Raw genomic sequence first — 9,161 nt, 5'->3', positions numbered from 1 at the left:
CTATTCTCCTGCATGGTTCGTCCTCCTGGCTTGAGGCTCTGCTCGCCGAGCAACCCTCGTTGAAAGCCGCCAGTGTAGGGCGAACCACCCGTCACAGGTCAGCCTCAGAAGGACATACGGTCTTACCTCAAATCGGGCACTGCTGGGCGCAAGGTCGGGAAACGCTTCAATGAAGCCGGGCTGGTTTTCCCAATGCAGGGTAAACTATCCCGCTTGTCGTACTTGACGGATCCATTGCAGTGTCTGAGACTAGTTCGTCTGTCGCAAAAACCGCAGGGTCAACCCGCAGGTTATCGCGGCGCCGGCTGCAAGGGCGGCCACGAACGCCAAAAAGTCACCGAACGGCGACAAGGTAATGGCCAATGTGAATGTAAATGCCGCGATGCTGCCGATGCCAAGCATCATGGATCGCAACGTTGCCACCACGACTTCGGCACCGGACCGCTGGTGCACCGTGATCGAAATGACCGTCATCGCAATAGGATAGGTCATCAGGAACCCCGACCAGACCGGTCCGAGCCAGTCTGCTGAGACAGTCACCGCCGCGACCAGAAGTCCGGCGGCGATACCGCGACCGAGCAGGATGGTCCATCCGCCGCGCACCCGCGCCTTGGTATGCGGCGCCTCGAAGAGGCGCGCCAGGCTCCAGGCAGACACGGTCGTCACGAGAAACAGGACGACACCGGCCCACGGCGATGCGTGAAATCCGGTGAGCAGAAACGCTACGATCAACCAGCACAGGCTCGCCACGACGACGGCCGCCCGGGTTCGGCGCGCGACGACAATGTACCCCAGCAGGAAGGCCTGTGATGCGCTCAATGCGATCAGGGAGGAGATCGCCGCCGCGACGGTAAACTCCGTGCTCTGCTTCAGCATCAGGAAGAAGAAGCCCGGCGCGATCACGATCGGCAGACCGGCAAGCGCGCCGCCAACCAACGGACCCAAGCGTTCGACAGCGATGGCAATGCCGACAACAATGCCGGCGGTGGCCATTGCACGAATCAGGATTTCTACAAACAGATCGGGTGCCATTATCGTTCAGAGGACCTTCGAACCAGTTGTTCGCGTCCGGCTGGATTGCCGGACCACGAACTCAAGGCTGCCCCGAAGCGCGGGAAAGCCCTTGATTGGACTTGCTCAGGGATGAAGCTCGGGCCCATCGTATTCAACCGAAACCTCGATCTCGTCCGAGATGATCTTCTGACGCAGTTCGTCGATCCTGGAGCGAACATCGTCGGGCACATCAGGCGACATCGCCAGGGCCGCGGCATTGGGGTCCTCAAGGCCGATTTTCACGATCACACCGGGCTTCCAGGTGCCGTCCTTGAAGTCCTTGGCCGCCTGCAAGCCGGCAATGCTGACATTGGCAATCGCCGAAGCGACAAACACATCCGGGTGGTCCGGATACCAGTCGCGCACATTGCCGATCTGTTTGACGCCATTCTCGCGCATGGCATCAATTGCACCGGTGCGGCCTGCGTTGAGCATCGTGAAAATGATGTCGGCGCCCTGTTCGATCTCTTCGGAAGCCACCCGATGGGATAGTTCGTTGTCGTCCTGATCGCCTGCAAAGATGGTCAGGAACTTGGCTTCGGGGTTGGTGTGCATCAACCCGTCGTAAAATCCGGCGCGTCCCTTGAGGCCCGGAGTCACGCGAATGCCGGAAATATGACCGACAACTCCGGTTTCGGTCATCAGACCAGCCATCGCCCCGGCCAGCCATGCGCTTTCTTCCTGCAGGACCTCATAGCTGGACAGATTGGGTCCGGTGACGCCGCCCTGTACCACCACGAACTTGACGTCCGGGAATTCGGCGGCAACTGTTTCGGCGGCAGCGTTGTTCTGACCACCATGGGCGATGACCATATCCGGCCCTTTTGCCGCCAGTTCGCGCAAGGCATCGGCCAACAGATCGGGTTTTGGCGCCACGCCGTCAATATAGTCAATCTCGGCGCCAAGTTGGTCGCGAATGGCAATCAGGCCGTTGTACCCGGCCTCCATGAAGCCCTTGTCGTCGATTTGCCCGGCGAGCAGCATCGACACCTGCAGTTTGTCGTCGTCCGCAAACGCGACACCCGACGTGGCGAGCAGCGCGCATGTCGCGAACATCAATCGGGTCTTGATCTTGAGCCACATAGTTTTTCCTTTCCCAAGGTAGTGTTCAGTCAATAGCGTCACGCGTTTAACCTGCATCGTCTGACGCTACCTGAAATCAAGGATTTCAACGCGTTAGATGGTACATTGCGCCTTAAACAGAACGCGAAACGCGATAGGCGCAGAAAACTTCGGTCAGTGGCGGGATTGTCGGCCCGGCCAGTGTTCTTTTGGAAACGATCAGGCACATGTCGGCAGTTCGATGCCTAGCTGCCGCGGTAGGTCGTGCAGGTCCAGGGCGTGCACAGCATCGGTACGTGGTAATGCTGCTCGGTATCGAACACCGAAAACCGCACCGGAACCTTCTCGATGAAGGGCGGGTCAGGCAGATCGACGCCCTTCGCGCGGTAGTATTCATCGACGTGGAACAGCAGTTCGTATTCCCCGATCTTGGTCTCCTCGGGTTGCAGGATCATGCCGTCCGTGCGGCCTTCGGCGTTGGTGTGCACCGTTTTAACATGACGGAATTCGCCATCTTCCATTACCGAGAAATCGATCTTCATTCCGGCGCCCGGATTTCCCGTTTCATTGTCCAGCACGTGGGTGGTTATACCAGCCATCTCAAAGTCCTTTCTTTGGGGGTTTCCAGGGTCGGGTCAGCTGCCGCGGTAGTAGGAATAGTTCCATGGGTTAAACAGGATCGGCACATGGAAGTTTTCCGCGGCGTCAAATACGCCGAACCGGATGGGCACTTTGGCAAGAAACGGCGGGGTCGGCAGTGGCGCTTCCAATCTCTGATAATAATCATCGAAATGCAGCAACAGCTCAAAGCGGCCATTGTTCAGTTCACCGGGTTCCAGAAGCGGCGCTTCTGTACGGCCGCGCTCTACGGTTTCGACAGTCTTTACAAGCTTGTAGGTGCCTTCCTCGTCCTGCATCGACAGGTCGATCTGAAGGCCGGCCCGGGTTTGGCCGTAATAGGTATCTATGGCATGGAGGGTAAGCTTTCCGCCGCTGGCGTGTTCGGCCGCATGGGCGCGCGAGGCCAGAGGCTCCTGACCCGAGGCCGCCTGGAGCACGGCGAGCCCGGTTGCTCCGACGCCGATCCCCTTCAGGACCGAGCGTCTGTTGATGTCTGGTTTTTCCAAGTTATCGACTCCTCTGTTGACGTTTCGGACAGTGTGGAAGAGGCCCCGAGATTGCGCTTCAATCGGGCCGCGTCAAAACTCAGTATCCCAGGGCATGGGGCAGCCAGGTCACGATGCCGGGCACGAACATGCACACGATCAGCAGCACATACATCGCGACGATGAACGGCCAGCTTTCACGTACCAGCTCACCCATTTTCACCCCCGTTATGCCGCACACGACGAACAGCACGACGCCCACCGGCGGTGTCAGCATGCCGATCACCAGGTTGAAGACGAACAGAAAGCCGAAGTGCAGCGGGTCGATGCCGTAGCTTACGGCGATCGGGTGGAACAGCGGCACCAGCATGATGTAGGCGGCGTTGGATTCCAGGAACATCCCGACCACGATCAGCATCAGCGCCACAAGGATCAGGAACATCGTCGGGCTGTCGGTGATGTCGTTCATCAGCGCGGCAAGCTTCATCGGCAGCAGGTCGATCGTGAACAGGAAGGTCACGGTCGAGGCATAGGCGATCATCGCGCCGACGATGGCCGAGGTCTTGGCCGCCTGGAGCAGCACCTCCGGCAGGTCGCTGACCTTCAGCTTGCGGGTCACGAAAAACCCCAGAAGCAGTGCATAGACGACGCCGACCGCTGCGCCCTCGGTCGGAGTGAAGGCGCCGCCGACGATGCCGCCGATCACCACCACCGGCATCATGAAGACCACGAAGGACCGGCGCAACTGGTAGAAGATGTTCCGCAGGCTCGCCTTCTCTCCGACCAGCGGGTAGCCCCGCAAGGTGGCGATCAACCAGCACAGGAACATCAGGACGGTGACGAGGATCAGGCCCGGCACCACGCCGGACATGAACATGCCGCCGACCGATACGGTGGACCCGGCCATGAAGGCGTACACGATCATCGCGCCCGAGGGCGGGATGATCGGGCCCAGGTTGGCGGCCGCGGCAACGATGCCGGTGGAAAAGCCCAGCCCGTATTGCTTCTTGAGTGAGGGGACCAGGGTAGCCGACAGCGCGCTGGCATCGGCCACGGCGGCGCCCGAGACAGAGGCGAGACCGGCCCCCGACAGCAGGGCGACCTGCGCGAGCCCGCCGCGCATGCGTCCGACGAAGGCGTTGGCGAAATCGACCAGCCGGTCCATGATCCCGGCTTTCAGCATCAATTCCCCCGTCACCATGAACAGCGGGATCGACATCAGCGGGAAGGAGTTGACCGAGTTCATGATGCGGGGCGGCAGGACGCTGAGGTCGAAGCCGGCCAGGAGCAGGCCGCCCAGGGCCGAGACCCCGAGCGAAAACGCCAGCGGCATGCCGAAGGCGGCCAGCCCGAGAAACAAGAAGATGACGATAAGGCTCATGGCGCGCTCTCTCAGTCGATTGGGTAGTCCGGCCCACGCCCGTCCAGCGGATGCAGCACGAGATGGAGCAGGTGGAGCGCCGCATGCGCGGAGCCGATGATCACGGCGACGAAGAAATAGCTCGACGATATGTCGATTGCGCCCAGCCTCTCGGACCAGGTCTTGGCCGCGACGTCGATGGATTCCCAGGTGACGACGCACATCAGCACGAAGGCCAGTGCCAGCATGATACGGGTCACGGTCCGCGCCACGTGCGCGGGAAACCGGCTCGTCAGAATGTCGATCCCCACATGGGCACCCTCGCGGATGCCCAGCGGGATGGCGATGAAGATCGACCAGACAAAGGCCATGCGGGACACCTCGTCGGCCCAGTCGATCGAGCTGTTCAGCACGTAGCGCATGAAGACCTGGCTTGCGACCACGGCGATCATGACGGTCATGCAGGTCAGCAAGACCAGCTGCGCGACGGAATCGACGCGCGACAGGGTTTTATCGAGTAAGCGTTCCATAGGTGTTCCCGCTAGGCCTGGTGTCAGTTCGACGCCGCGGCGGTTTCGGATTCGACCAGCGAAAACAGGTCTTCACCGACCTTCTGGCGCACGGCACCAGCGATGTCCGCGGTCGCGGCGCGCAGTTCGGCCGCGAATTCCGGAGAAACCGGCGTGTATTCCATGCCTTCCTCGATCAGCTTGTCGAGCGCCTCGGAATCCTGCTTGGCGGCAAGGTCACGCTGAAAAGCGATGGCGGTGGCCATTGCATCGCGTACCGCCTTCTGGTGCTCTTCGCTGAGCGCTGCCAGGCGGTCGGTATTGGCCACAACGGAGATGAAATCGAAGAAGTGACCGGTATTGGACAGGTGCTTCTGAACCTCGGGGTAGCGGGCGACGTGAATGATCGCGAACGGGTTCTCCTGGCCGTCGATCACGCCCTGCTCCAGCGCCGAGTACAGCTCCTTCACGTCCATCGCGACCGGGTTGGCCCCCAGCGCGCGGAAGGTGGCGAGGTGGGTTTCGTTCGGCTGGAGGCGGATCTTCAGACCTTCCATGTCGGCGACCGAGGCGACCGGGCGAACATTGTTGGTCAGCTGACGGAAGCCCAGCTCCATGTAGCCCAGCGAGACGAGGTTTTCCTTGGCAAGATGCTCATCCAGCTTGGCGCCGACCGGGCCATCGACGACCTTGAACGCGGTTTCGCGGTCAGGAAACTGGAACGGCAGACCGATGACTTCCAGCTCGGGGATGGTGCGGGTCAGGTAGGCGGTGCCGACCCAGATCAGTTCAACCGCGCCGATGCGCACGGCCTGGACGTTCTCGGCCGCGCCGCCGAGCTGCTGGGCCGGGAAGATGTCGACCTCGAGATCGCCATCGGTCAGTTTTTCGACCTCTTCCTTGAACATCTGCATCGCAAGAGAAGAAGAGTGTTCGGTCGCAAAATTGCCAGCGACGCGGATTTTTTCGGCCCATGCGCCGGTCGCCATCAGGGACATGGCAAGGCCTGCCAGGGCAACTGTTTGTCTATTCATCGTTCTTTCCTCCAGTTGGTTGATATTTTAGATTTCTTCGTTGGTTGACGGGGCAGGGGCGGCGTCATTGGCAATCGCGGCCGCCCTGCCACGCACTACGTGCATGATCTCGCTAATGGTCTCGGAAATTTCCTGCTCCAGCGTATGTTCCAATCGCCGCTGGAACTCGGCGAACACCGCAGCCAGGGACGGCTGGCGACGCAGGGCAATGACAAAGGGAAATCCAAAGCGGTCGCGATATTCCCTGTTCATCCGCCGAAGCCGTTCAAGATCGGTCTTGTCGAGCGCGTTGAACCCGAGCCGACCCTGTTCGCCGGTCGAAGCCGCGGTCATCGTGCCTGCTAGCGCCTCGGTGCCGGCCAGTTCGGGATGCGCATTGAAAAGGCGGAACTGTTCGCTCTGCCCCGACGCGCGGATTTCGCTGTCGATTGCATTGCACAAGGCGTCGGGAGAGGAGAATGGACGCTGCGGTGCAGCCCTTTCGAGCACCCAGGCGGAATTTTCCACCAGAAAGCTTGCCTTGGCGACGAATTCCTCGGCTTCCGCTGCGTTAAGTTCCTGAATTCCGAGTGCCAAAAGCGTGCCTCCCAAAGCGTGCATACAAATGATTCTCTTCTTTGGTAACGCGGCGTCGGCTAAATAAAAATTCTAATAAACTCAGCCCGTCGTGCACAAATAGTGTATGCACGAAGCAAGATGGAAAGTCGGGAGCCAGGCCATTTCGATGAATCTTGTACCTAGGGCACTGCTCTACGTTGAATCTGTCGCCACAATCGGATCGATCCAAGGCGCGTCACGCCATCTGGGGATCTCCGCGTCCGCTATCGACCGGCAGATCCTGCAATTGGAGTACGCCGCGGGATTGCGGCTGTTTGAACGGCATTCCTCTGGCATGACCATGACAAAGGCCGGCGAGATGCTGGTTGTGCTGGCGCGGCGCTGGCGCAATGAAGGCAGTGATTTCTGGAGCGAAATCCAGCAGATGCAAGGCGTGGATCTGGGCCATGTTCGCATCGCGGTCATGGATAGCCTTGTGAATGGTCTACTGCCGGATTTCATCGAAAAGGTTGCCACAAGCTATCCGCGTGTCCAATTGGAGTTGGAAGTGCTAACGCCGTCGGAGGCAGTACAAGCCCTAGATCAGGGCGCCGTCGACATGGCTCTGGCCTTCAATGTGGCGTCGCATCGGGCAATTCGCTCTGTATGGTCAGAAGACTTGCCACTCGGATGCGTGGTCGCGCCAGATCACCCTCTGGGCGCCCTAGCTTCCGTCACACTCCGTCAGGTCGTCGAGTACCCTTTCGTGCTGCAGAGCCAGGCGCTTTCGATCAGGAAGTTCATCGAGGCGAACCATGACTGGGTGATCCATGAGGGCCAACAGCCGGTGTCCACCAATTCGCTGCAGCTGCTGAAGAATATTGTCAGGCGGGGGTCTCACGTCTCGATTACCTCGGAATTCGACGTATCGGCTGAGCTTTCTAGTGGACAGCTGATGTTTGTGCCGATTTCTGATGCAACAGACTTGGCTCAGTCCATTTCCCTGATCGCCAGCGCGACTCGGGGCTTTTCGACGGTGGCTCAGAACGTACTCGAAATACTGAAGACTTGTGCAAAGGACACTCTGGCCCAGGTTAGATCTTCGGCGAAAGAGTGACTAAGGCGTCACCGGCCGGAGCGGCCTGGCAATCTTCGGCACGCTCCCTTCTGTTGTCTTTTGCGTACACTTTTTGTGCATGATAAGCTGAGATTATTAGAATTTTTATTGGTCTTACGTGGCGTTAAGCTACCAGAGAATCATCAAGGGCGGGTCTTGGGCGGCAGGGGTTCGCAGGCGGATGCTCAGTTCGCTCGTTGCTGGCGTCGCCACAGCCCAGCTCGAAAGAATCACGGGTCCGAACAACGGAACGCCGCCCAACGTCTGTTTCAGAAGCAACTCACTGACCAACCGGAGGAAAATTCCATGAAGAAGCAACAAGTCATCCTGGCAGGACTTGCTGTGTCGCTGATGGCGACCAGCGTGATGGCCGAAACGCCCGTCCGCGTCCTGACACAGATCCTGCCGACCGCAATGCAGTATCCGAACGAAGCGGCCGCGATCGAAAAGCTGAATGACAGCGAGTTCACTGTCCAATACAACAACTATGAAGGTCTCGGGTTGAGCACTGCCGACGGCCTGCGTTTGGTGTCCGACAATGCGTTCAACATCGTATCGGTACAGATCGGTACCGCGGCACGCGATGACGCATTTTTCGAAGGGCTCGACCTGATCGGCGTTTCCCCTGACATGGAAAGCCTCAAGACTGCGGTCGATTCCTATCGTGATGTCTTTGACACGCGACTGCGCGAGCGGTTCGGCGCGACGGTTCTGGCGCTGTGGCCCTTTGGCCCGCAGGTGTTTTATTGCAATGCCGACATTTCGTCGGTTTCGGACCTGAAGGGCCTGAAGATCCGCAGCTTTACCCCGTCGATGTCGGCTCTTCTGGACTCGTTCGGCGCTACGCCAGTGACACTGAACTTCGGTGAAGTTTACCCGGCCCTGCAACGCGGCGTTGCGGACTGCGGCGTGACCTCGCCGACCTCGGGCAACTCGGGCGCCTGGCCCGAAGTGACCACGCACCAGTTGCCGCTCTCGGTGTCGGGGTCGGTCCAGGGGATTTTCGCCAACCTCGGTTGGTGGGAGAGTCTGACCGAAGAGGAGCGCACCGCGATTTCCGAGGCCTATTCCGGCCTTGAAGAGGCGCAGTGGGAGCTTGCCAGCACCGTGAACAACGATGCGATCTCTTGCAACACGGGTGCCGAAAACTGCACGCAACACAAGCCGTTCGACATGACGCTGGTCGAGGTCTCCGACGATGATCGCGCGGCCGTCAGTTCCGCCGCCGCAGCCGTCGTCATCCCCGACTGGATCAACCGTTGCGAGGCGTCCTACCCGGGCTGCACCCAGGTCTGGAACGAGACCGTCGGCGCGGCACGCGGCTTTACTGCCGAAGCGCCCATGTGACCTGACAGAGCCAAGGATTTATCCCGTGTCCCAACA

The 9,161-nt window shown here is 59.8% G+C and carries 10 protein-coding genes; 2 read left to right on the top strand and 8 right to left on the bottom strand.

Features of this window, described 5'->3' with window-relative positions:
* Window positions 1-249: 249 nt before the first annotated feature.
* The 8 genes from VOI27_RS04835 to uraD form a co-directional block, all read right to left on the bottom strand.
* Window positions 250-1,032 (bottom strand): hypothetical protein, encoded by a 783-nt coding sequence (locus VOI27_RS04835; RefSeq protein ID WP_323764169.1) that lies wholly within the window; start codon window positions 1,030-1,032, stop codon window positions 250-252.
* Window positions 1,033-1,137: 105 nt separating this feature from the next.
* A complete protein-coding gene (locus VOI27_RS04830; protein WP_323764168.1) occupies window positions 1,138-2,136 on the bottom strand; it encodes a BMP family protein in 999 nt (332 codons plus the stop codon).
* Between the two features lie 224 nt (window positions 2,137-2,360).
* Window positions 2,361-2,714 carry a hydroxyisourate hydrolase gene (uraH, locus tag VOI27_RS04825; RefSeq protein ID WP_323764167.1) on the bottom strand — a complete coding sequence of 118 codons (354 nt, stop codon included), beginning with the start codon at window positions 2,712-2,714 and terminating at the stop codon, window positions 2,361-2,363.
* Between the two features lie 36 nt (window positions 2,715-2,750).
* Entirely contained in the window at window positions 2,751-3,242 is a 492-nt protein-coding gene (locus VOI27_RS04820) for a hydroxyisourate hydrolase (RefSeq protein WP_323764166.1), read from the bottom strand.
* Window positions 3,243-3,321: 79 nt separating this feature from the next.
* Entirely contained in the window at window positions 3,322-4,602 is a 1,281-nt protein-coding gene (locus VOI27_RS04815) for a TRAP transporter large permease (RefSeq protein WP_323764165.1), read from the bottom strand.
* A gap of 11 nt (window positions 4,603-4,613) precedes the next feature.
* Entirely contained in the window at window positions 4,614-5,111 is a 498-nt protein-coding gene (locus VOI27_RS04810) for a TRAP transporter small permease (RefSeq protein WP_323764164.1), read from the bottom strand.
* Between the two features lie 23 nt (window positions 5,112-5,134).
* Window positions 5,135-6,124 carry a TRAP transporter substrate-binding protein gene (locus tag VOI27_RS04805; protein ID WP_323764163.1) on the bottom strand — a complete coding sequence of 330 codons (990 nt, stop codon included), beginning with the start codon at window positions 6,122-6,124 and terminating at the stop codon, window positions 5,135-5,137.
* 27 nt (window positions 6,125-6,151) lie between these two features.
* Window positions 6,152-6,724: a 2-oxo-4-hydroxy-4-carboxy-5-ureidoimidazoline decarboxylase gene (uraD, locus tag VOI27_RS04800; protein ID WP_323764162.1), complete on the bottom strand. Its 573-nt coding sequence runs from the start codon at window positions 6,722-6,724 to the stop codon at window positions 6,152-6,154.
* Between the two features lie 124 nt (window positions 6,725-6,848).
* Between uraD and VOI27_RS04795 the strand changes: the two genes are divergently transcribed.
* Both VOI27_RS04795 and VOI27_RS04790 read left to right on the top strand, forming a co-directional pair.
* Window positions 6,849-7,778: a LysR family transcriptional regulator gene (locus VOI27_RS04795; protein WP_323764161.1), complete on the top strand. Its 930-nt coding sequence runs from the start codon at window positions 6,849-6,851 to the stop codon at window positions 7,776-7,778.
* A 306-nt stretch (window positions 7,779-8,084) separates the two neighbouring features.
* Window positions 8,085-9,125, top strand: coding sequence for a TRAP transporter substrate-binding protein (locus VOI27_RS04790; RefSeq protein WP_323764160.1), 1,041 nt, complete (start codon window positions 8,085-8,087; stop codon window positions 9,123-9,125).
* The last annotated feature ends 36 nt before the right edge of the window (window positions 9,126-9,161 follow it).

The organism is Marinovum sp. (assembly GCF_034669705.1).
Taxonomy (GTDB): domain Bacteria; phylum Pseudomonadota; class Alphaproteobacteria; order Rhodobacterales; family Rhodobacteraceae; genus Marinovum.
This window is presented reverse-complemented; position numbering and strand designations above follow the sequence as displayed.